A 21650-nucleotide genomic window follows, 5' to 3' on the forward strand; every position below is an offset into this window, starting at 1 on the left:
GACTTCAGTTTACCAGAGTACCCAACCACGCGCTCCTGGAGGCGCACTCTCAATCAAGTGCCAGATTGGAACGGTGTATGCAAATGCGATCAAGACAAATGTCACGGTAATCCATAGCTTCCAATTCTCGAAGTAACGCGGTGTATCCATCGCCGCCTCTTCTGTCTCAGCGAGCGGGAATTCTTCTTCGCCTTTTGGAGCGAGGAATGACAAGTTGAACATCGAGTAGACGAAGATGAGAACAGAGATGAACAAAATTGTTCCCCCGATTGCCATCATGACATGATATGGGATCCATTCACGCGTCAATGCATCTGAGAAATAAGTTGCCGGACCCGTACGACGTGGGTTCCCGTTCAATCCTGAGATATGCATTGCATAGGACATGATCGCCATACCGAATGCCCATGTTCCTGCTTGTATCAATCCAAGCTTGTTCATCGCCTTCGTCAACGTGCGACCACGTAGGACTGGGACTAGCCAGTACGCTGTTCCGAAGAAGGTTAAGGCGACGGCAGTACCTACTGTGATGTGGAAGTGTCCTGTGACCCATAACGTATTGTGGACCATTGCATTCAATTGGTGCGAAGCGTTGATGATTCCACCTGCGCCAGCCGGGATGAAGAACAACATCCCAACGAAAGGAGCAAGGAAGCGAACATCGCCATATGGCATTTTCTTCACCCATCCGAACAGTCCTTTCGCGCCAAGGGCACGACCTCGAAGTTCAAACGTCGCAAAGAGCGAGAATGCTGTCATAAATGATGGGATGACGACTAAGAACGTCAAGATGACTTGAACGAATTTCCAGAACGGTTCAATCCCTGGCTCTGTCAACTGATGGTGGAAACCGACCGGGAATGAGAAGAGTAAGAACAGCAAGAACGCCATCCGCGCCAACGCATCCGAGAAGATCTTCCCACCAATCACTTTCGGTACGACCGTATACCACACGATGTATGCCGGCATGAGCCAGAAATAAACGAGCGGGTGACCGAAGTACCAGAACAATGTACGAGATAACTCGATTCCGACTGTATCCGTCCATCCTAACGAGAGCGGAAGGAGTTGGAATAAAATCGTTGCTGCAACACCAAGTGTCGCAATGTCCCAAAGAAGCATCGTCATGATACTCATATACGCCGGAAGTGGTGGATGGATACCAGGGTTGTCACGCTTGTAATCCGCATACATGCGGAACATCGCGAAAGACGACAACCATGTCCCGACTACGAATAACACGAGTCCGACATAGAAGAGCGGATCTGCCATGAGCGGCGCATAAAACGTATATAAGACCGTCCCTTTATTGGCCAAAATCATGACGGTTACCATGACAGCACCGATGATCATCGTCCAAAAACCGAGCCAAGCGACACGTGTCGGGAACGATTCAAAGCGACCGAACGACTTCGCCAATAAGGCATATAAAAGACCGATAATGAACATCGTCGTAAAGACGATTCCAAGCATGATCCCGTGCGCAGTCAGAAGTTGATAGTATCCAAAGATTTCAGGAATGACACCCGTCCGAATCAATGTCTGAGTCAATCCAGCTAGCGCCCCAATCAAGATGGCGAGAACGGATACGAGAACATGTCCATAGGCAAGACGTGCCTCTTTTGCTCCGATACTCGGAACCGGTACGCCGCGTTCCATCTCCCATTGCTTCAGTTTAGATGATACGTCATTCATTTATTCCACCACCTTGATTTTAGTCGACATCATGTGATGCCCTGTACCGCAATATTCGTTACACAAGATTAAAAATTCGCCAGCTTCCTCGAATGTGTACGTCAACGAGTTGATATGTCCCGGGACGATCATCATGTTGACCGGCGTACCCGTCAACTGAAATCCGTGGACGACGTCAGGTGATGTCACGAGGAACGTCACTTTTGCCCCTTTTGGAATTTCAACATTCCCTGGTGTGAACGTAAACGCTTGTGCGATCATGACGAGCTCGTATTCATTTTCACCAATTTGATGAAGTCCTGGTTTGTCGAACGGAGCCGTCTGATTTACTTTTGCCGGGTCAATCAAGTCTGCATCCGATGCGGGTTGATTACCTGCCGCGAATGCGGATACCCCGAGAACAGTCAGGAAGACTGCGAGTAGAATGATGCCGAATGTAAGCCAATATTTTTCTAGTTTATGAATATGCATGATGAGACCCTCCTCCCTGAATTCTTATCGAGTGACGAATAAGTAAAAGACTGATGACCACATGGCGATGATGACACCCGCCACGATCATGACCGATGTGAACGTTCCTTTTAAATTCGGTTCTTGTCCATCTTTATGTTCCACGTGTAAGACCCCTTTCGCTTGTTTTTCCACCTTTATTGTATGCAATCACTCTGGTGATAATATGTGATAATTATCACTCAAAAAGTGACAATCACATCAATTTTGCGTAGTTTCAACACATAAAGTTCACATTTGTACAAAAAAAATCCACAAAAAAACCGCCTCCACATGGGGCGGTTTACAAACGACATATTCCTGCCGGGCAGCCTTCGCAATGGCATAACTCTTTTAAAAAGTCGACATCGCGAATGATGATTGATTTCGTTGTTGTGCTGATGACACCTTCTTTTCGCCACTGACTGATCAATCGGTTCACCGTCTCACGCGGTGCTCCAATCAGTTGTCCGAGTTCTCCGTCAGACGGATGACGAGGAATCACGATTGCATCTTCTTCCTCCACTCCATGCATCGCGGCCATTCGAAGTAACGTCGAAGCCAATGCACCAGGTTTTCCATACAACAATAAGTCGCGCACTTTCATTTCGGAATGCTTACGCATCATCGATGTCCAGCGCAAGATTTCTCCGGCAAAACGGATATCGCGCTGCATAAGCGATTCTAACTCTCGTTTTGAAATCGTCCCGATGGTACTCTCTTCAGTCGTTTCGATGCTATACGAACTAGGGAATGTCTCCACGATGTCAAACTCACCAAAGAAATCATCCGATCCATACATGAACATGACGAGTGGATTTCCCTTTTTCGTGATTTTCGTGAATTTGACAGATCCACTCTTCAAATAAAAGAACTTATCACACTTCTCACCTTCCCAACACACGATACTCGCTTTTGGATGATGCTGAAGCGTCATTATTTCGAGTAACAGCTGTTTCGTTTCATCTGAGAATACAAAACTGTTCGGTTGGGTCGTTCCACATTGCATTGACATAGGTCGGTGCTCCCTCCACGTTTCATTCGTCCGTTCCATTTATGACTTTATTATACAGGAGTGTGACAGGGAGTATCATAAAAGTATGTGACATTTCAAACAATCTTTTGAAAATAAAAAGATTCGGGTATGACCCCGAATCTTTACATCGATTCATCGTTGAATCAGTCGAATCAATTGTTCAGCCGGTTTGAAGTTCGGATACCGGACTGGTAAATCAAATTTGGTCGTATTTTTTAAAATAGACTTCGCGTGGCTGAATGTCTCAAAACTCGTTCGCCCATGATAGGCCCCCATTCCGCTCTCGCCCACTCCACCAAACGGTAGATTTGGGTTCGTCAAATGCATGATGACATCGTTCACACACCCGCCACCGAAGGAAAGGTGCTTCATGACGGTTCTTTCCACGTCCTTTGACTCTGTAAAGAGATAGAGCGCCAATGGGTGTGGTCGGTCTGAGATGAACTCGATCACTTCATCCAATTGACGATATGGAATGACTGGTAAAATCGGACCGAAAATCTCATCTTTCATCACATCAGCATCTTCATGAAGATTCGTCATGACGGTCGGCGCAATTTTAAGCTCATCCCGGTTCATCTCTCCACCGAACACAAGGTCACCTTCTGTCAAATAGTGAGCCAAACGATCGAAGTGTGATTCATTGACGATGCGCGTGTATCGTTTCGTGCCGACACCATTCCCAAACATCGCAAACGCCTCTTGTTTAATCGCTTCTAAAAATGCTTCTTGTTGCGATTCGTGGACGAGCACATAGTCTGGTGCGACACATGTTTGACCGGCGTTCATCCATTTACCCCAGGCGACACGTTTTGCCGCAATGGAGACGTTCGCATCTCCGTGAACGATGACTGGTGATTTCCCACCTAGTTCGAGCGTGACTGGCGTCAGATGCTTCGCTGCCGCCTGATTGACGATTCTCCCGACTTGCGTCGATCCCGTGAAGAAGATGTAATCCCATTTTTGTGCCAACAGCTCTTGCGCTGTATCTTTATCCCCTTCGACACTTGCCACATATCGATCGGTGAAGGCACGCTCGAGCACCTGCGTCAGGACACGCGCAACATTCGGCGTCAATTCTGAAGGTTTGACAACGGCTGTATTCCCTGCGGCAATCGCACCAATGAGCGGAGCAACAGCCAATTGGAATGGATAATTCCATGGAGCGATGATCAACACCGTGCCGTACGGCTCATATTGAATCTCACTCTTCATCCCAAGATGAATCGCCGTCCCACGGACACGCTTCGGACGCATCCACCGCTTCAATTCACGCGTCGTTCGTGAAATCTCATCGTAAATAAATCCGATTTCCGTCGTATACGCATCCAATTCGGACTTGTTCAAATCTTCGCGAAGCGCCTCTAGCAAATCCGCTTCATAATGCTTAATGGACTCCTTTAAAAACGTCAGCATGCTCAAACGAAATGCCATCGATTTTGTCGCCTGTGTTTTAAAGAAGCGGCGCTGTTTCTGGACTAGCTCGTCAATCGTCAACTGTTCAATCGGTGCCAGCATAAACTTTCCTCCTTATGATTCATCACATTTATCTCATTTTATCATCGTGTGAAAAAAAAAAATAAAAAAAACGCTTTCATCAACCTACTATAATACAAAGCGTTTAAATGTTTAAACGCTTAATCATAGAGTAAGCGATTGCTTCCCTCGTGTCAAAACATCCGTACTCTTTTTCTCGCGCTGATCAGAAAGAGCAGGCTTGCGCTCCCTAAAATCAAGCCGGTCAGTGTGAACTGCTGGACGATCGAGAGTGGAAGAACACTTAAGAATGATGACCCCGCTACCGTTCCGAGAGAGAAAAAGGCATAAAACGCCCCGTATGCTTTCCCTCGATTTTGTGGAGAGGTCGATTGGATCAACAACGTATTAATGGCCGGGAATAAAATGGCAAACCCGACACCATATAAGGCAAGTACCCCATACAGGCTAGTTTGTACACCCGATTGTCCAATTAACACCTGGCTTATCCCGATGATAGCCACCCCAAGTGCGGTCAACTTTGTCGGAGAGAATCGATCAAACAATCGGTTCGTCGGCAATAAAAAGAACAGGACGGCTACCACGCCGAACATACTGAGCAATGTCCCGCTCAATCGTGAATCATATCCAAGTTCCTGCACATGGAGCGGCAGTAAAAAGGCGAGCGCCCCTTGAGAAAAAAAAAAGAAAAAAGCGCCCCAATAGGCACGAAGCACTTTCGGATCCGGTTTTTTCCGTGTCCTCTCTTTTTCTATTATTGTCTCGACCGTTTGACTTCCTCGCATTGTCACAATCGTCACGATGAGAATCACCCAACCGAATAAAGAGACGAATAAAAAGACAGTTGGTGGCGATGTAATGCTTGCGACGATACCGCTGAATGCTGGACCGATAATGGCAGCTAACCCGACGAAACTACCGGTAATGGCGACTTTCTTACCTTGACGGTTCATCGCGGTGACGTTCGCCGACAGCGTAAATGCAGCTGGGACGATGAGTCCGGCCATAAAGCCATGAATACACCGTACAAACAGCAGCATAAATGCTGAGTCGACGAACTGATAAGCCAATAAACTGAAGCTCGTCAGAAACAAGCCGAGAACCAAAACCCGATATGGACCATTTCTGTCAGTCCATATGCCAGATAACATATTTCCAAACGTGTTCGTCAACGAATAGATTGCAATGGAAAAGCCAGCGATAAACGAGGATGCCCCAACGGATACCGCAAATGTGCTCATGATCGGAAGTTGGGCGAAAAAATCAAAAAAGGCAAAGAATACGATTGTATATAATATAAAACGTGATGGAGTTTTCATCGGACAATTCCTCTTTCCCGTGATCTTATTCTTAGTCTAGCTGGTGCTCCACCCGTTTCATAGGGATGAATAGGTTTAGACACAAAAAATCCCTACAGCCAAAGGCTATAGGGAAAATCGCTTAGTTTGTTACTTCGACGGCTGTGTCGAGAGCGACACGAATCATTTCATCAAACGTCGACTGACGCTCTTCTGAAGTCGTCTCTTCACCCGTCAACAAGTGGTCAGAGATCGTGAGGATCGTCAACGCGTTCACTTTATGTTTCGCTGCAAGCGTGTAAAGACCTGCTGCTTCCATCTCGATCGCGAGGCAACCGAAGTCCGCCCATTTCTTGAAGTGATGGAAATCATCTTGATAGAATTGGTCAGCCGTGAAGATTTGTCCGACTTTGACCGGGATACCCGCTTTTTCTGCATTCATATACGCACGATGTAGGAGGTCGAACGTCGCTGTTGGCGCATAGTCCATTCCGTTGAAACGGACACGGTTTTGTCCCATTTCACTTGATGCGCTCATCGCGATAACAACGTCACGTACCTTAACATCTTCTTGAATTCCGCCCGCTGTTCCGACACGGATCAAGTTTTTAGCACCGTACGACATGATGAGTTCATTCACGTAAATCGACATCGATGGGACACCCATCCCTGTACCTTGCACTGAGATGCGTTTTCCTTTGTATGTTCCCGTGAAGCCGTACATGCCACGAACTTCGTTATATAATTCGACGTCTTCTAAAAACGTTTCCGCGATATACTTGGCGCGAAGCGGATCCCCTGGAAGTAATACCGTTTCTGCAATTTGTCCTTCTTGAGCTCCAATGTGTACACTCATGTTTGAATTCCTCCTTTAAGCTTGTCGTTGAACTTGTTCCCGAAATTCGTTCGGAGTAACACCGACTTGTTTTTTAAAGACCTTTCGGAAATATTTGTCGTCCGAAAAGCCGACTGCTTGGGCGACTTCATAGATACGCTGTCTACTCGTTTCTAACAGGCGCTTTGCTTCATTCATCCGAATTGTCAACACGTACTCAGATAGATTCACGCCATATTGTTGTTTAAATCGTCGTGAGATATACTCCCGACTTAAGTAAAACCGTTCACTCATTCCTTGCAAACTCAGCTCTTCCGCAAAGTGCTGTTCAATGTACGTACCAATTTGGGCAATCGGATCTTCACTCGACTCCGTCATCACGCCCGCTAACGCCCGTGACAACGTATCGTTTAGTACATCCGGGTCGATCGGCTTCAACAGATAATCAAAGCTCCCGTACTGGATGGCCCGGCGCATGTACGAATATTCATCGTAACCTGTCAACACAACGAGCTTAGAGGATGAAGCGTGGTCGTGTACCCACTCCATCAGCTCGATTCCATCACAATGTGGCATTTGAATATCCGATAGAATTAAAGCCGGTCGCTCCTGCTCGATGAGCGCCTTTGCCTCAAGTCCGTTCTTCGCCTCGAGTACGGCCTTCACACCGAACCGCTCCCATTCGCCGAGTAATTTTACCGCTTCCCTTACTGGAGATTCATCATCTACAATCAACACTTTCGTCATGATGCCACCCCTTCATCCGTTGCCGGGAAACGCATCATGATTCGAAAACCGCCTGTTTCAGGTGTAGCCAACATAAATTCTGCCTCCCGATTATAGTTTAACATGAGTCGATCACGAATGTTTCGTAATCCTGTACCCTCTGTGTCATAAAATGTCGAGTCCCCTTGTTCAATACGTGACATGACCCGTTCCCATTCTTCCGTCGTCAAGGAACGTCCGCTGTTCTCACAGCGAATCACGAGTGTCGCCCCTTCCATCCAGACCATCACGTCAAATCGATTCGCTAAAGCCGAGCCGTCTCGCTCGAATCCATGTTTGAAAAAGTTCTCTGCGAGCGGCTGTAAAATCATCTTTGGAACAATCAGTTCATGGAGGTCCTCAGGGACTGAGACGCTCACTTGAAACTGATTTGGAAAACGAACGTCTTGCAGGCGAATGTATGAGTTCAAATGCTCGATTTCTCTCTTTAGCGTGACCATCGACTCTTCTGGATGCATCGTATATCGCATCATCGAAGAGAGTTGTGTGATCAATCGATAGACGGTTTTGCCATCTCCCTTTAAAGCCAGTGTGCCGATCGACTGTAACGCATTGAATAAGAAGTGCGGATTAGTTTGCGCCTGTAAGGCACGTAGTTCATTCGTTCGGTTCTCTAAGGCAAGCTTATACTCCCGTTGAATCAGATCGTCGATTCGCTCAATCATCCGCTTGAACTGTCTCCCGAGTACGCCGAACTCATCATTTCCGAGGGAATCGAACGAGACCGTCATATCACCTTGCTCAATTCGCCAAATGTTCGAGGTCAACGTCTTAATCGGAGTCGTCAGTTTCATCGAGGCGTACGTGGCGCCAATCAATGCCAGAATGAGTGAGATGATTCCGACTAACAAAATAATGAACGATGTTCGTGAAGCCGGCTCCGTCAAGAGCTGATCTGGAATCGACTTCCCGACATAGAATTGCTGATGGTCGAACTCAAATGTTTTCGTGATTTGATGATGATTTCCATCGGTCGAGAGCGATCTCGGTTGAAACGACGAAGGAATCTCGCCATCTCCAAGATGGGCGAACACACGATTGTCCTCACCAACGAACCATAGACTTTCCTCCGGACTATTTTGAAGAGAAGCCAACTGTCCGATGAACAGATCTTCCGGGATATCGAGCGACAGAATCGCGAGCGGTTCGTCCGTTTCAATTTTATCGAGTCTGAAATGGAGGGTGACGACATCTTCTTGTGTCATGATTGGTCCGAAATCATGATACGGAATGAGCGGATGTGATGCTTCAAGCAGGACACGACTTTTCGGATTATTCAACAACTGTCGTTGGACAGCGCTCGGTTCTTTTTTGGAACGCGGTGATACTTTCATTTTATACGCTGCGAACGAATCCATGTCTTCAAGCATCAACAGCTGAATTTGCGCCACGTCTTCACGTGACAAATACATTGCGAGGAGCGCTCGTCGCACTTCAATCTCCGTTTCTCTTAACGATAGTCCCGGTCCGTATTCCAATATGTCCAATACGTCACGATCCGCGTATAGGCTAGTCGGCAAGCGACTCAAGTCAGAGATATAGCGTTCCATCTGACGCGTCCCCCGTTCAAGCGACCATTCCGTCATTTCAAGACCGCGTTCACGTTCTCGATCCTCCACATACCAAAATGAAATGATTGTCGCGATAATGACTGGCACGATGATGGTTAATGCAATCATTCCTGTTAACTTTGTCCGAATGCTATTCACCGACATCCCCCCTACCCCATGAGTATATCACGCGTTATGCAAACGTTTGAAAAAATCATAAAAAAGAATCCTCATTTCTTTCGAAACAAGGATTCAGCGACTATTAATAGGATTCCATTAAATCAATGAGTTGTGGTCCGTGTCCCATTTCTCGTGCCACATCAATCGGTGTCATCCCCTCTTCGTTCTCGATGGTCACGTCTGCACCGTGATCAAGTAAGAGGAGGACCGTCTCAGGATCGATGTCGTCATTATAGAACAAGTTATGGAGTGGTGTTTCCCCATATTCGTCTTGAATGTTCACATCCGTCACGTTTGCCAGTTCCGCTTCAATTTCTTCATAACTCGCATTCATGAACGTCAATTCTTGAATCGGTTCACCTAATTCCATTCCCCAATCCTCTTCGAGATCTTCGCTCATTGCCGATGCGACAAAGTCAGATAAATCATCGTTCATGACGAGCAAGGCGATGATTGCTCCGTTACCGATGACAGTCAATAGAATCATCGAAATGATAGAGGCTTTCACATATCCCGCTGTTTTAAAGACCGGTACGTTTTCTTCGCCCGCATGTGTCGCAATCGCTGCAATGCGTTTCGGTAACGTCGGATGCGTCGACAACAGTTCACTATATTTCGCGATGAATCCGTTCTCTCTGCTCGCTTCATACAGATAGTCAAACTCATTCACTTCTTTCGCGAGCGGTCCCCCGATCGCAAGTACGGTCAACGCTTGTTTCGACGCTCCAAAATCTTGAAGATAATGCGCTGCCATCCGGTCACACGTATACTCACATGCACGCGAATAAGCTGATCCTAAAAACGGAATGATGCTACCAAGTAAGACAACCCATTGTTTTTGAACGTGGTTCCGACGAATATGTGCCAATTCATGTGCGATGACAAACTCGACTTCTTTCGCCTGTCCAGTACGTGTCAATTCCACGACATCAGAATATAAGATGACCATATTCTTTTGGAAGAATCGCGTGGCGAAAGCATTTAACACACCACCGGCCTGTAAGATATACACATCTGGCAACAAACGAATCCCCATCTCAGCCCCGACGCGTTGAACCAGCTCATGAAGCTCTGTGAACTGACGAGGCGTCACCTTGACACCGTTCGTCCGAATATACCCGATTTGAATCCAGTGCGTAAACATTGAGAGTGCTACGATCGTCCCGATGATCCACAAGAAAAGACCGAACGATGCAATCGTCAGTACGATTCCTAAAATCAAGACGAGTACGCTTGCTGCGACTAATAATGAGAAGTATAAATTTTCTCGTTTATGTACCAAGTTTGAATGATTCATCTAAATTCCCCTTCTTTTTCCAAAATACATGTTTAATTATACCGTTCCTTCCAGAAGAAACAACGAAAAAAAATAGAAACTGACGGATTCGTCAGTTTCTAGCGGATGGTCACTTGATAGAGTTTGTCGTCTTGCGATTGCGGATTGCCTCGTCCGTCCGTATTGTTCGAAATAAAATACAACGTATCGTCGTTCAACCACACATCACGAATCCGTCCTACCCCTTCGACAATTGTCGTGACTTGCTTCGTTTCACGATCGATGGCCACGAGCCGCTCATTCCGAAGTGTCGCCATGTATACGTACCGTTCATCGGTCGCAATTCCAGATGGTGCCCAAGACGTCTCACCAACTTCAAACCATGGCGTGATGAGACCTTCTCGTTCCTCGTTTGCCTCAATGAGTGGCCATCCATAATTGTTTCCTTCTTCTATCACGTTGACCTCGTCATGTCCACTCGCCCCATGCTCACTCGCATAAAGCGTATCATCCATCCGGCTGAGTCCTTGAGGGTTTCGATGACCAAGCGAATAAATCCAGTCGGTCGGTTCACCTTCACCCGATAATGGAATTCGTAAAATCTTCCCCGCCAAAGATGACTCGTTTTGAGCAAGTTCTGGCACGAGCGCATCGCCCGTCGTCACCCAAAGATACGCTCCATCGACTAATAGACGTCCACCGTTATGGAAACGTGCCCCTGGTATCTCGTCAATCAAGACACCAGTTTCCTCGAAACGTTCTCCATCCCACGTCAACTCTACCACCCGGTTCTTGACGTCTCTTCCCGATGAACCGTACGTATGATATGCGTAAAGGATGCCACTCGATTCAAAATCGTCGCTCAGCGCGATGCCGAGGAATCCTCCTTCACCAATCTCAAATACGTCTTCGTCCAAGTTCACGTCAGATTGCGTCGCGCTACCGGAATCATCGATTACCGTGATGGTCCCACCACGTTCCGATACGAACCATTTGTCCGCACTTCGAGCGAGTGACCACGGGATCTCTAGATTCTCAGCGACGGCGGTCACTTCCCCGATGTTCAGTTCCGTCTCTTTAGTGGTATTCGATTCTTCAGATGTTGCCGACTCATCACGAGTCGATTCTTCAGCAGGTGGTGGCTCCGTACCTTCGTTCGTCGGTTCTGGCGTACATCCCATAAGAAACAATAGTGTCACAATCCCAATTTGACGTTTCATGTCGGTTCGCCTCCCTTTCCTTCATCATACCCTTGTTTTACGAGCGCTGTGAAGGTTCCGGTGGGCGGGCCGGCAAACGGGTAGCGATGATGAATGCAATCACGGCCGCAATCATCGCCCCGATGAAGATACTGTTTAGTCCGATCGCAATAATCTGTTCACCTTGCAGACGGACAGACGCGCTTAACGTCTCCGTCACACTTTGATTGAAGAAGTCTTCCAAAGACACTTGGGATAAGGAGCTGCTTTCTTTAAAATCATTGAGTACGACAAAGTTAAAGACGGCTCCAAAGACTGCTACACCGAGCGTTTGACCGACCGTACTTAAGAAGGAGTTGGTCGCAGTCGCCGTTCCTCGTTGCTGATAGGAAACGACGGTTTGTAAGACGACGATAAACATCGGCTGTGACAATCCGAATCCTACCCCAATCAAAGCCACCGCACCATATACCCAGAAATCCGAGCTTGATTGAGATAAGAGTGTCAACGTGAGGGTTCCGATGACGAGTAACCCCATACCAACCAACGCGCGACGTCTCGGGGATGCCACACCGAGCGTCCGTCCTCCGATAATCGATGTGAATGTCCATGCAACAGACAACGGCATCAACATGAATCCAGCCTCGGTTGCTGTTTTTCCTAATACTGCTTGCGCCCAAATTGGGATGTAAGCTGACATTGAAACGAGTACCCAAGCTGCAAAAAAGACAGAGCCGTTGATGGCCGCAATCGTTGGTTGCTTGAGCAAATCAAACGGCAATAAAGGAGAGGTTGCTCTTCTTTCCGATAGGAAGAATCCCCCTAACAAAACAAGACTAATTACGCCACTCCCGACGATGGTCGTCGTCCATTCATTCGTTTCACTGAACGTGATCAAGGCGTATAAAAACGCGGTCGTTCCTCCAGCGAACAAGAGAGCACCTTTCAAATCAATCCGCTCGCTCGTTTCAGCGACGGTTTCTTTATAAAAGACGATAATCATGATGAACGAGAGTAACGCAAATGGCACGTTTAATAAGAATACGTAACGCCAAGACAACGTTTCGACCAAAAATCCACCGATGACGGGGCCAAGCACACCCGATACACCCCAGACCGCACTTAGAATTCCTTGAATTTTCCCACGCTCTTCGTATTTATATAAATCTCCAATAATCGTCATCGAAATCGGAAGCACGGCTCCGGCCCCGAGACCTTGCAGCGCCCGAAAGACAATGAGTTGTTCCATCGATGTCGCTAACCCACATAACAATGAAGACACGGTGAACAACCCGATTCCAAACAACAGGACGCGCTTTCGCCCGAATAAGTCTGCCACTTTTCCATAAATCGGTGTCGAAACCGCTGTAAAAAGTAAGAAAGCGGCAAATACCCAGCTGACGAGCGTCGCTCCGTTCAACTCACTGGCGATGACCGGTGTCGCAACCGATACGACCGTCCCTTCAATCGCTGCTAAAAAGGTTGCCAATAAGAGGGCAACCGTCACATTTTTTCTCATCCATTCAAACTCCCCAAAAAAATAGTGGCGTCGGAAGGTTCCGAGCACCACTTCAACTGTCTATTATTTTGTGCGAGCCGCGTCCATTTGACAAGTGTCATAATTCGATTCGAAAAAGAATTCTCTTAGTCGTTCATATGCGGCTTGTTCTTCTTGAACATATACCTTCCCACAAACAGCACCCGCTCGCATCATCCAGACCTCATCTGCCAACATGGCGGCGACGTCAAGTTGATGCGTTGAAAACACGATGGTCGCCCCCCGTTTGGCCTCTTGTCGCAATAGTTCGCTGAGCATTTGCATCCATAGCGGATCGAGTCCGTTCGTCGGTTCATCCAACAACAAGATGTCTGGTTCGCTTACAAGAGCTTGAGATAACAAGAGACGTTGCCGCATCCCTTTTGAGAGTTCGGAGACGCGCTTTCGTTTATGCTCGTACAGACCGACTCGTTTTAAAATATCCAGAGTCGGATGTGCCCCTTGCAAGGTAGCGTAGTAGATGAATGTCTCCTCAACTGTCCATGCCTCATCAAAATAGAAATCATCCGGCATATAGCCAAAACTCTCATTATATTTCGCGCGTTGTTTGATCGTATAACCATTCAATTGAATGTTGCCGGTACTCGGTTTGATGGTACCATTCATCAGATTCAACAGCGTCGATTTTCCGGCACCATTGCTTCCACACAACGCCACGATTTTCCCCGAGACGATATCTTCACGAATAGGATGGAGTGACCACGAATCACCGTATTTTTTCCCTACATCCAAACAGTTAATCATGACGATTCCCTCCGTACATCACCGTCGAGGCAAGTGATAACAAGAAACCACTTGCCGTAAGCAAGCTCAACCAGACTCCAGCGTATCCAATCGGTCGATGCATCCAATTCAACAGGTGGAGATAGACATCCCCAAACACATCTGAAGAGGATACAATCGTACTGGCCCATACACGCATCAAGTCAAATCCATTCAGAAACAGCGCCACAATCATGGCGTTCACTTGCATACCGTAAGGGAGCCAGGAAACGATGGTCACGAGAAGCGTTGGCCAAAGCAACACGAGGATCGTCCATGTGAGGAAGGCCAATAGCATCGCTCGAATCCGCTTGCGCGCGATTAGTCCAAGCAAAGTTCCGAGCGCTGTCGCGTAGATTGTTAATCCAATCGCGTAGGAAAACAAAATCATCCAAGTCTCACCTGATTGTCCGACAACGAGCGAAGCAACGAGGAAAGCCAACAGCAGAATAAGTCCTTGTGTCACAAGAAATGAACTGAATCGGACTAAAATCAACTTCCATTTAGGATAGGTAAATGTTGAGAGGAGATTCAATCGCTTCGATTCCTGTTCCTGTCCCCAATGAAGCGCTGTCGTCAATAAGATGAAAAGAGGAAGTAACAGACCGAGCACCGTGATGAGCGTCGCACTTACGTTTGTATAGTCCGCAGCAACCGGTAGTGCTTGTCCGAGTCCTCCGAGTAGAACGAGCGTGAGAATCCATATAACTAAGAATACATAGTTCTCACGCTGTCTCAGACTCCGCGCCCATTCCATTCGCCACAGTGACATCGATTATTGCCCTTCTTCTTCTGTATCCATGTCCATTTCGCTATCTTGATCCATTTGATCCATTGAGCCTTCGCCATCCATCTTCATGTGCATCTCGCCGCGCTCCCACGAATGGTCTTTCAATTGTTCGAAGTCCATCATATCTCCACCATTCTCTTCGATATAGGCTTCAGCATCAGCCTCTTTCGCGAACGAGAGAATATTGTACGCCATTGGTGTTTTCGACTCTTTGTCGTACACGAACATCGCTTCGTCTAATTCGACCCAATCTTTCGTATTGAAATCTTTCACGTACATCGCAGCAATATCTTCTTCTTTTTTTTCAGGATACCAATCACGCATGAGACAACCGATGTCATCAAACGCATATCCTTTTTCTTTTTTCATGATGGCTTCCGCTGCGAACTGCTTATCCATGACTTTCATTTTACACACTTCACACTCTGTTTCGCCCCATTTGATTTCAAACGGTTCTGCCGATGCACTCGAACATGCTCCGAGTGCCAATGATAATCCTGCGATGGATAATAATCCTGCTACTTGTTTATACGATTTCATGTCGTTTCCTCCCAAATATCCAAATGATAATAAGTAAAATGATACTCCCTAAATTCCAAATCGAACCGTTCCACTCCCACCTTGCTGTATAGGTTTGCGGTGAAAGGTCCGTCAACGATACATCATTCGGACTTCTCAGAATGTTTTCTAATAGGAGAAGTCCCGGGGACCCGTATAATAATTCTAGCGCTTCATATGAATCAGTTAATAAGAACAAGTACGGTTCGGTTTGAAATGGGACTTCGCTATACCCGTCACGATCTAGGTCCAACGTCGTCCCGCCCCAGACATTTCCTTGTACAACGTTGTCATGCGACTCGACCATCGTCACCGGTTCACGATTTCCTAACAGGTTATTTTGAAGAATCATCATCCCCGTTGCTTGCTTGAATTGAAAGCCGATATCGTTGCCGTTAATCGTATTCCGTTCAAGAATCGTTCCTACTGACTGCTCCGCGAACAAGCCGATATGATTTCCAGATACGTTCGTCATCTCGATGGTCGTATCGATTGCCTCATAGAGCATCAGCCCCGTCGCCGTTCCACCGAACTGGTCGTGTACATTCCCATTTTTTAAGACGACTCGATTCGTTCCCATAATCATCGCACCGGTCAAATTATGATGGAGTTCGGGCACCGAAATCACCACGTCAGTCGGAAACATCAAGTGAATGCCGTAGCGTGAATGCGAAACGACCGGTCGAACGATTGTGTGCCGAGATCCATTCTCTATGTATATCCCGTCTCTCACTCTCTTCACTACAACTCCACGCAGTTCGGTCGCCTCACTATCAAGGAGCACCATCCCATCCGCCTGTCCATTCCCGTCAATGGACATTCGTGTGACTCGAACTCCATAACTATCCTCAATCAATAGTCCAGTACCAGCGGACTCGATCGACACATCAAGCAGTTGATGTCCGAGACCAGATACTTGGATGGCTGGTACATCGTCGTTCTCACATTGTTGTACTGATACACGTTCGAGAACAGCACCGGTTCCACGCATGATAAATGCGGGATGGCCACAACTCGTATATGTTTTTCCGTCTCCATCCACATGCTCATTCGACTCAATGACGATGGGTTCAGTCAACGGAATCGAGTGTTCTTCCGCCTCTACCTGTGTAAAACAACAGAAAAATAGGATACAACTCAATATTCGTTTCATGCCCCCTCCTTCTAATAAGCGCTTACAACATCCATTCTACTGAAACCCCCACCGGTATGTGTGTGGTTTATATGGGATTCCTGTGACAATTTCTTCATAAAAAAAACACAGACGGTGAAGGGGTCGTTTCACCGTCTGTGCCATGCTTATTTCACTTTGTCTTGCCATACTTTCGTGAAGTCCTGAAGCATCTCTTCACCTGTTTTTTTTTTTCTGACATATGCCTGCATAAGGGCACCATATTCATTCACTGCTCCATCCGGATACTTAAACCAGTTCCAAGAGATGGTCTTCCCTTCATTCGAATACGCCAAGATATCGTCAGCGAGTGGTCCAAGGTCGTTGGCTTCAATCGACTTGAAGGCAGGGATGAACTTGAACTTGTTGACCATGTAGTCTTTCCCTGTATCCGACGTCGCCACCCACTCTAAGAAGTCTTTCGCTTCTTCTTTATACTTCGAATTTTTGTTGACGACCCAGTTGTTCGGGACACCGACCGGAAGTCGGTCCATCTTCTCCGCATCGTCATTGATTGGGATTGGGACGAAGCCCATCTCCATATCTGGATTTACGTCGAGGATCATTTGTTGTGCCCAGTTCCCTTGTTGGAGCATTGCTGTCTCTCCTTGGGCGAACTGTGTGACTTGTGTATTGTAGTCCGTCGTCAACGGGTTTTTTTTTCCGTATTTAATCGTCAAATAAAACAGCTTCAAAAACTCTTGGAACTGTTCATTGTCTTCAAACTTCGCTTTATTCTCATTGAGCGCTTGAATAAATGCATCCGGGTCGTCTTGTTGCGCCATCGGAATGTTCAACAAGTGGATTCCTAAAATCCAGAACTCTGCATAACCGACAGAGAACGGTGTGATTCCCGCTTGCTCAAGTTTCTCAGCAGCATCTGTCAGTTCAGAGAGTGTTTTCGGTAACTCTTTGATCCCTGCTTTTTCAAATAGTTCTTTATTATAGATAAATCCGTAACCTTCGAGGTTCATTGGCATTCCGTACAGTTTACCGTCCATCGTCATCGGCTCTTTGGCGACTTCTGTCAAATCTCCGACCCACTTCTCGCTTGAGAGGTCCTCGAGTTTATCTTTCCATGTTTGTGCTTCCGTGAATCCACCGTTGTTGAAGATATCCGGTTCATTTCCTGAGGCGAATTGTGATTTGAGGGCCGCACCGTAGTCTGCTCCACCACCGACGGTTTGAACCGTGACTTTCACACCCGTTTCCCCTTCATACTCTTTTGCCATCGCTTCAAGGTCTTTCGCAATCTCTGCTTTGAATTGGAAGACGTTTAACGTGACGTCTTTTTTGTCGCCACTATCTGCATTCCCTTCAGAAGAACCTTCGTCCGTGAGTGATCCGCCGCCGCAAGCCGCGAGTGATAAGACCATTCCAGCCGTCATGACCGCTGTAGACAATTTCCACTTCCGTTTCATCTCATTTCCTCCCTTAACCTTATCCATCTTTACAAACTCAACTTTAAATGAAAACGCTTCCACAATGTAGGTGTCAAAATTGACGGATAGGGTGGAAAAAGTTGCACAGAAAAACAGGACTCTTTTTTTTAGTCCTGTTCCGTGTTTCTTCTTATTTATATTACAACAAGCTGATGCCAGCTTCTTTACACGATTGAATGACTTCTTGCGGCCAGACCGATGTTTGCACTTCTCCGATATGACGCGCGCGCAAGAGATACATTGCGACACGCGATTGTCCGATTCCGCCCCCGATTGTAAGAGGAAGCGTTCCTTCGAGCACTCCTTGATGGAATGGGTACGCGCGCTTCTCTTCCGCGTCTGCTTTCTTCAGTTGCGCATCAAGTGCCACTTCGTCGACACGAATGCCCATCGATGACAGTTCAAATGCTGACTCGAGCTCAGGGTGCCACACGAGAATGTCTCCGTTAAGCGACCAATCATCATAGTCTGCCGCTCGTCCATCGTGTTTCATACCTGAAGCGAGAAGATCTCCGATTTGTGAGATGAAGACCGCACCGTACTCTTTACAGATAGCCGTTTCACGTTCTTTCGGCGTCATCGTCGGATACGTATCCTCCAACTCCTGACTCGTGATGAAATGAATCATTTCCGGAAGAATGGCTTCAACACCGTACGCTTTCTCTACTTCCGCTTCTGTTTCACGGAGCGCAGCGTAAATCGACTCCACCGTTGCTTTCAAATATTCCATCGTCCGTTCTTCTCGAGCAATCACTCGTTCCCAGTCCCACTGATCGACGAATAAAGAATGTGTCGCGTCGAGTTCTTCGTCGCGTCGAATGGCACGCATCTGAGTGTACAATCCTTCACCGACACCGAATCCGTAACGACCGAGCGCTTCACGTTTCCATTTCGCGAGTGACTGAACGATTTCAAGTTCATGTCCCGGATACATCGTATCAAACTGAATGATACGCTCCACACCGTTCAAGTGATCGTTGACCCCACTCGCCGATTCGACGAATAGCGGTGCTTGTACTTGAATCAGTCCGAGTTCACGTGAGACTTTCTCCTCAAAGAGTGCCTTTACTGCTGCAATCGTCTGCTGTCTTTCTTTCATCGTGCTTGTTGCTGTTGTCATTTTCCGTTTCCTCCAATTGTGGAATATTTGAAAATGAAGCCATGAAAAAAAGCCCTCCATTCCCATCGAACATGGGACGGAAGACTTCGGTTCCGCGGTGCCACCCAAATTAGTAGACGAATCTACTCACTTTTTCGAGACAATCATCTCGTAACTCCGATAACGGGGAGCGGTCCGGCTACGTCTACTGGCAAAGCGTTCGGGTAGCGACTCCAGGAAGTTTTTCGACGAAGGGTTAAGACCGGGCTCACACCACCCCCGGATCGCTTGGCTCACTACCTTCGTGTACTCGTCCTTTCGACGTCGTTCACAATTGAATTGAGTTCATTATTATAAATATTCAGATTAATGTCAACGATTTTTTTCAAAAAAAATAATCCTCCGTGTAGCGAACGGAGGATTCCCTTGGGAGGGTTATTTAATCGAACCGCTTGTGATCCCTTTGATGATATGCTTTTGAATGCCGAAGAAAAAGACCAGAAGGGGAACGATTCCTAACACTAAACCTGCTAATGCCAAATCCCATTGTTTCGTGTACTGTCCAAAGAAATAGAATGTCGCGAGCGGGATGGTCCGTAACTCGACATCACGAAGAACAAGCGATGGTAATAAGAAGTCATTCCAAATCCATAGACTGTTCAAGATGACGATTGTCACCGTGATCGGCTTGAGAAGCGGAAAGACGATGCGCCAGAAGACACCCCATGTCGAGCAACCGTCGATGATGGCGGCTTCTTCAATCTCCTCAGGAATCGACTTCATGAATCCGTGATAAAGGAATACTGAGATACCAGACCCAAAACCTAGATACATGACAATCAGGCCCCAATGACTATTCAACAGACCGAGGATACTCGAAACTTTCACGAGCGGAATCATGATGGACTGGAACGGAATGACCATCGCTGCCACGAACAAGAAAAAGATCATTGTGGAAACCCAATGTTTCGTCCGAACGAGTTTCCATGCCGCCATCGAGGTGAAGATGACAATGACCGCATTCGCTCCGACCGTGATGAGAAGGGAGTTCAAAAAGACACGTCCATAATTCATCGCTTCCCATGCTTCTGTATAGTTTGAGGTCAACCACTCGTTCGGTAAGGCGGACGTATTCGTAAAGATTTCAGCCATCGATTTGAACGAGTTGGCGACAACGTAATAGAACGGGACCAAATAGAGTAGTCCGAGCAAGATGGCGACGAGCTCAATAATTCCAAGGTTCCAAGAATACGTTCCCGGGCGAAGTGGACGCTGCGGGATACGCTTCGGTGTCTTCTCTACGTTTCTCTCGACATGTTCCAATTTTTCCGTCGTCATGCTTCCACCTCCCGTTTTTTTTTTACGTTCACTTGCGTCACCGTAATCGCAGCCACGACCAAGAAGAAGATGACCGCCTTCGCTGACCCGAGACCATAATTATTATTCACAAAAGACTCCGTATAGATATTTAAGGCTAACATCTCGGTCGATTTGAACGGTCCACCATTCGTGAGCGACAAGTTCGTATCAAACACTTTGAATGACCAAGAGATGGTCAGGAACAAACAGATGGTAATCGATGGCATAATCATCGGTAGCGTGATATGGCGGAGCATCTTAAGACGATTCGCCCCATCAATTCGTGCCGCCTCCATCAAATCAGTCGGCACGTTTTGTAGCGCCGCGATGTAGATGACCATGACATACCCGCCACCTTGCCAGATGGCGACAATCACGATTCCCCAAAATGCCGTTTGCGCATCTCCGAGCCATGGTAATTCGAACAGGCTCCACCCCGTCAACGCACCGATCGAGGCAAATCCTTTTACATAAATGAACTGCCAGATGAACCCAAGAATTAAGCCACCGATCAAGTTCGGCATGAAGAAAATTGTGCGTAGGAAGTTTCGCGTCTTAATGTTCATCGTCAATAATAGCGCCAATGAGAAACCGACGATATTCGTCAATAGGACAGACACAAGCGTATATTTCGTCGTAATCCAAAAAGAAGCGCGGAACTGCTCATCTTCAAAGAACAAGCGATGATAGTTATCCAATCCGACAAAGTTGAGTTCTCCGGTCACACCGTTCCAATCAGTGAAACTATAGTAAATGCCATTAAAAAATGGGATGAGTACGATTGCGACAAATGCCAGAAAAGCAGGTCCAACAAATGCTATAAAGCTCGCAGGTTTCTTCCAATTCCCTCTGCGTTTCGTCCGTTTAGTAGTCTCAGTCATGTGTATCGCCTCCACTATCACTGTATCGTGTCAAACCCTTAATGAAAACGGATACATTTGACGGAAAGGGTGGAAAATATTGAACGGAATGAATGAATTTGAAGGCGTGATGAGTTATGATAAAATCAATGATAATACGAACGGATTAAATATGATTTGCCTTGATTCATATTTTAATCCGAAATTTCC

20 protein-coding genes and 1 other annotated feature are annotated in these 21650 nt (G+C 46.9%); all 20 genes read right to left on the reverse strand.

Annotation, left to right across the window (positions count from 1 at the left end; all coding sequences use genetic code 11):
• Positions 1 to 9: 9 nt before the first annotated feature.
• A complete protein-coding gene (locus tag BBB58_RS13930; protein WP_074037747.1) occupies positions 10 to 1695 on the reverse strand; it encodes a b(o/a)3-type cytochrome-c oxidase subunit 1 in 1686 nt (561 codons plus the stop codon).
• The gene (locus tag BBB58_RS13935; protein ID WP_015880821.1) at positions 1696 to 2166 is read right to left on the reverse strand and encodes a cytochrome c oxidase subunit II; all 471 of its coding nucleotides are present in this window, start codon (positions 2164 to 2166) and stop codon (positions 1696 to 1698) included. It abuts the gene before it with no gap.
• Between the two features lie 24 nt (positions 2167 to 2190).
• Positions 2191 to 2310 (reverse strand): cytochrome c oxidase subunit 2A, encoded by a 120-nt coding sequence (locus tag BBB58_RS15075; RefSeq protein WP_224863290.1) that lies wholly within the window; start codon positions 2308 to 2310, stop codon positions 2191 to 2193.
• A gap of 178 nt (positions 2311 to 2488) precedes the next feature.
• A complete protein-coding gene (locus BBB58_RS13940) occupies positions 2489 to 3199 on the reverse strand; it encodes a Crp/Fnr family transcriptional regulator (protein ID WP_074037748.1) in 711 nt (236 codons plus the stop codon).
• Between the two features lie 153 nt (positions 3200 to 3352).
• Positions 3353 to 4738, reverse strand: a complete 1386-nt coding sequence (locus tag BBB58_RS13945) for an aldehyde dehydrogenase (RefSeq protein ID WP_074037749.1) — start codon at positions 4736 to 4738, stop codon at positions 3353 to 3355.
• Between the two features lie 152 nt (positions 4739 to 4890).
• On the reverse strand, positions 4891 to 6036 hold the full coding sequence (locus tag BBB58_RS13950) for an MFS transporter (protein ID WP_074037750.1): 1146 nt from the start codon (positions 6034 to 6036) through the stop codon (positions 4891 to 4893).
• Positions 6037 to 6157: 121 nt separating this feature from the next.
• Complete coding sequence (gene deoD / locus BBB58_RS13955; RefSeq protein ID WP_015880817.1) at positions 6158 to 6871, reverse strand: purine-nucleoside phosphorylase; 714 nt, start codon at positions 6869 to 6871, stop codon at positions 6158 to 6160.
• A 15-nt stretch (positions 6872 to 6886) separates the two neighbouring features.
• Positions 6887 to 7597 carry a response regulator transcription factor gene (locus tag BBB58_RS13960; RefSeq protein ID WP_074037751.1) on the reverse strand — a complete coding sequence of 237 codons (711 nt, stop codon included), beginning with the start codon at positions 7595 to 7597 and terminating at the stop codon, positions 6887 to 6889.
• Positions 7594 to 9351, reverse strand: coding sequence for a sensor histidine kinase (locus BBB58_RS13965; protein ID WP_074037752.1), 1758 nt, complete (start codon positions 9349 to 9351; stop codon positions 7594 to 7596). Before BBB58_RS13965 ends, BBB58_RS13960 begins: the two co-directional genes overlap by 4 nt.
• A 97-nt stretch (positions 9352 to 9448) precedes the next feature.
• Positions 9449 to 10663, reverse strand: coding sequence for a M48 family metallopeptidase (locus BBB58_RS13970; protein ID WP_074037753.1), 1215 nt, complete (start codon positions 10661 to 10663; stop codon positions 9449 to 9451).
• Between the two features lie 98 nt (positions 10664 to 10761).
• Positions 10762 to 11862, reverse strand: a complete 1101-nt coding sequence (locus BBB58_RS13975; protein ID WP_074037754.1) for a PQQ-dependent sugar dehydrogenase — start codon at positions 11860 to 11862, stop codon at positions 10762 to 10764.
• A 37-nt stretch (positions 11863 to 11899) separates the two neighbouring features.
• Positions 11900 to 13360 carry an MDR family MFS transporter gene (locus BBB58_RS13980; RefSeq protein ID WP_074037755.1) on the reverse strand — a complete coding sequence of 487 codons (1461 nt, stop codon included), beginning with the start codon at positions 13358 to 13360 and terminating at the stop codon, positions 11900 to 11902.
• 63 nt (positions 13361 to 13423) lie between these two features.
• The gene (locus BBB58_RS13985) at positions 13424 to 14143 is read right to left on the reverse strand and encodes an ABC transporter ATP-binding protein (protein WP_074037756.1); all 720 of its coding nucleotides are present in this window, start codon (positions 14141 to 14143) and stop codon (positions 13424 to 13426) included.
• Positions 14136 to 14933, reverse strand: coding sequence for an ABC-2 transporter permease (locus tag BBB58_RS13990; RefSeq protein ID WP_074037757.1), 798 nt, complete (start codon positions 14931 to 14933; stop codon positions 14136 to 14138). Before BBB58_RS13990 ends, BBB58_RS13985 begins: the two co-directional genes overlap by 8 nt.
• Positions 14934 to 14936: 3 nt before the next feature.
• Positions 14937 to 15491, reverse strand: a complete 555-nt coding sequence (locus BBB58_RS13995; protein ID WP_074037758.1) for a nitrous oxide reductase accessory protein NosL — start codon at positions 15489 to 15491, stop codon at positions 14937 to 14939.
• Positions 15478 to 16662, reverse strand: a complete 1185-nt coding sequence (locus tag BBB58_RS14000; protein WP_074037759.1) for a right-handed parallel beta-helix repeat-containing protein — start codon at positions 16660 to 16662, stop codon at positions 15478 to 15480. The genes BBB58_RS13995 and BBB58_RS14000 overlap by 14 nt, the downstream gene beginning before the upstream one ends.
• A gap of 146 nt (positions 16663 to 16808) precedes the next feature.
• Positions 16809 to 18101: an ABC transporter substrate-binding protein gene (locus tag BBB58_RS14005; RefSeq protein ID WP_074037760.1), complete on the reverse strand. Its 1293-nt coding sequence runs from the start codon at positions 18099 to 18101 to the stop codon at positions 16809 to 16811.
• A 160-nt stretch (positions 18102 to 18261) separates the two neighbouring features.
• Entirely contained in the window at positions 18262 to 19242 is a 981-nt protein-coding gene (asnA, locus tag BBB58_RS14010) for an aspartate--ammonia ligase (RefSeq protein WP_074037761.1), read from the reverse strand.
• Positions 19243 to 19311: 69 nt separating this feature from the next.
• Positions 19312 to 19552, reverse strand: a binding site (T-box leader).
• A gap of 104 nt (positions 19553 to 19656) precedes the next feature.
• The gene (locus BBB58_RS14015) at positions 19657 to 20559 is read right to left on the reverse strand and encodes a carbohydrate ABC transporter permease (protein ID WP_084543116.1); all 903 of its coding nucleotides are present in this window, start codon (positions 20557 to 20559) and stop codon (positions 19657 to 19659) included.
• The gene (locus BBB58_RS14020; RefSeq protein ID WP_208606716.1) at positions 20556 to 21461 is read right to left on the reverse strand and encodes a carbohydrate ABC transporter permease; all 906 of its coding nucleotides are present in this window, start codon (positions 21459 to 21461) and stop codon (positions 20556 to 20558) included. Before BBB58_RS14020 ends, BBB58_RS14015 begins: the two co-directional genes overlap by 4 nt.
• Positions 21462 to 21650 lie beyond the last annotated feature (189 nt).

The organism is Exiguobacterium profundum, assembly GCF_001909285.1.
Taxonomy (GTDB): Bacteria; Bacillota; Bacilli; order Exiguobacteriales; family Exiguobacteriaceae; genus Exiguobacterium; species Exiguobacterium profundum.

Excerpts from the sequence above, each read along its gene's own strand:
- BBB58_RS13945 (WP_074037749.1), bottom strand. The coding sequence starts at position 4,738 with ATGCTGGCACCGATTGAACAGTTGACGATTGACGAGCTAGTCCAGAAA.
- BBB58_RS13970 (WP_074037753.1), bottom strand. The coding sequence starts at position 10,663 with ATGAATCATTCAAACTTGGTACATAAACGAGAAAATTTATACTTCTCA.
- BBB58_RS14020 (WP_208606716.1), bottom strand. The coding sequence starts at position 21,461 with ATGACTGAGACTACTAAACGGACGAAACGCAGAGGGAATTGGAAGAAA.
- BBB58_RS13960 (WP_074037751.1), bottom strand. The coding sequence starts at position 7,597 with ATGACGAAAGTGTTGATTGTAGATGATGAATCTCCAGTAAGGGAAGCG.
- BBB58_RS14005 (WP_074037760.1), bottom strand. The coding sequence starts at position 18,101 with ATGAAACGGAAGTGGAAATTGTCTACAGCGGTCATGACGGCTGGAATG.
- BBB58_RS13940 (WP_074037748.1), bottom strand. The coding sequence starts at position 3,199 with ATGTCAATGCAATGTGGAACGACCCAACCGAACAGTTTTGTATTCTCA.
- BBB58_RS13930 (WP_074037747.1), bottom strand. The coding sequence starts at position 1,695 with ATGAATGACGTATCATCTAAACTGAAGCAATGGGAGATGGAACGCGGC.
- BBB58_RS13950 (WP_074037750.1), bottom strand. The coding sequence starts at position 6,036 with ATGAAAACTCCATCACGTTTTATATTATATACAATCGTATTCTTTGCC.
- deoD (WP_015880817.1), bottom strand. The coding sequence starts at position 6,871 with ATGAGTGTACACATTGGAGCTCAAGAAGGACAAATTGCAGAAACGGTA.
- asnA (WP_074037761.1), bottom strand. The coding sequence starts at position 19,242 with ATGACAACAGCAACAAGCACGATGAAAGAAAGACAGCAGACGATTGCA.
- BBB58_RS13935 (WP_015880821.1), bottom strand. The coding sequence starts at position 2,166 with ATGCATATTCATAAACTAGAAAAATATTGGCTTACATTCGGCATCATT.
- BBB58_RS13995 (WP_074037758.1), bottom strand. The coding sequence starts at position 15,491 with ATGAAATCGTATAAACAAGTAGCAGGATTATTATCCATCGCAGGATTA.
- BBB58_RS13965 (WP_074037752.1), bottom strand. The coding sequence starts at position 9,351 with ATGTCGGTGAATAGCATTCGGACAAAGTTAACAGGAATGATTGCATTA.
- BBB58_RS13990 (WP_074037757.1), bottom strand. The coding sequence starts at position 14,933 with ATGTCACTGTGGCGAATGGAATGGGCGCGGAGTCTGAGACAGCGTGAG.
- BBB58_RS13980 (WP_074037755.1), bottom strand. The coding sequence starts at position 13,360 with ATGAGAAAAAATGTGACGGTTGCCCTCTTATTGGCAACCTTTTTAGCA.
- BBB58_RS14015 (WP_084543116.1), bottom strand. The coding sequence starts at position 20,559 with ATGACGACGGAAAAATTGGAACATGTCGAGAGAAACGTAGAGAAGACA.
- BBB58_RS14000 (WP_074037759.1), bottom strand. The coding sequence starts at position 16,662 with ATGAAACGAATATTGAGTTGTATCCTATTTTTCTGTTGTTTTACACAG.
- BBB58_RS13985 (WP_074037756.1), bottom strand. The coding sequence starts at position 14,143 with ATGATTAACTGTTTGGATGTAGGGAAAAAATACGGTGATTCGTGGTCA.
- BBB58_RS13975 (WP_074037754.1), bottom strand. The coding sequence starts at position 11,862 with ATGAAACGTCAAATTGGGATTGTGACACTATTGTTTCTTATGGGATGT.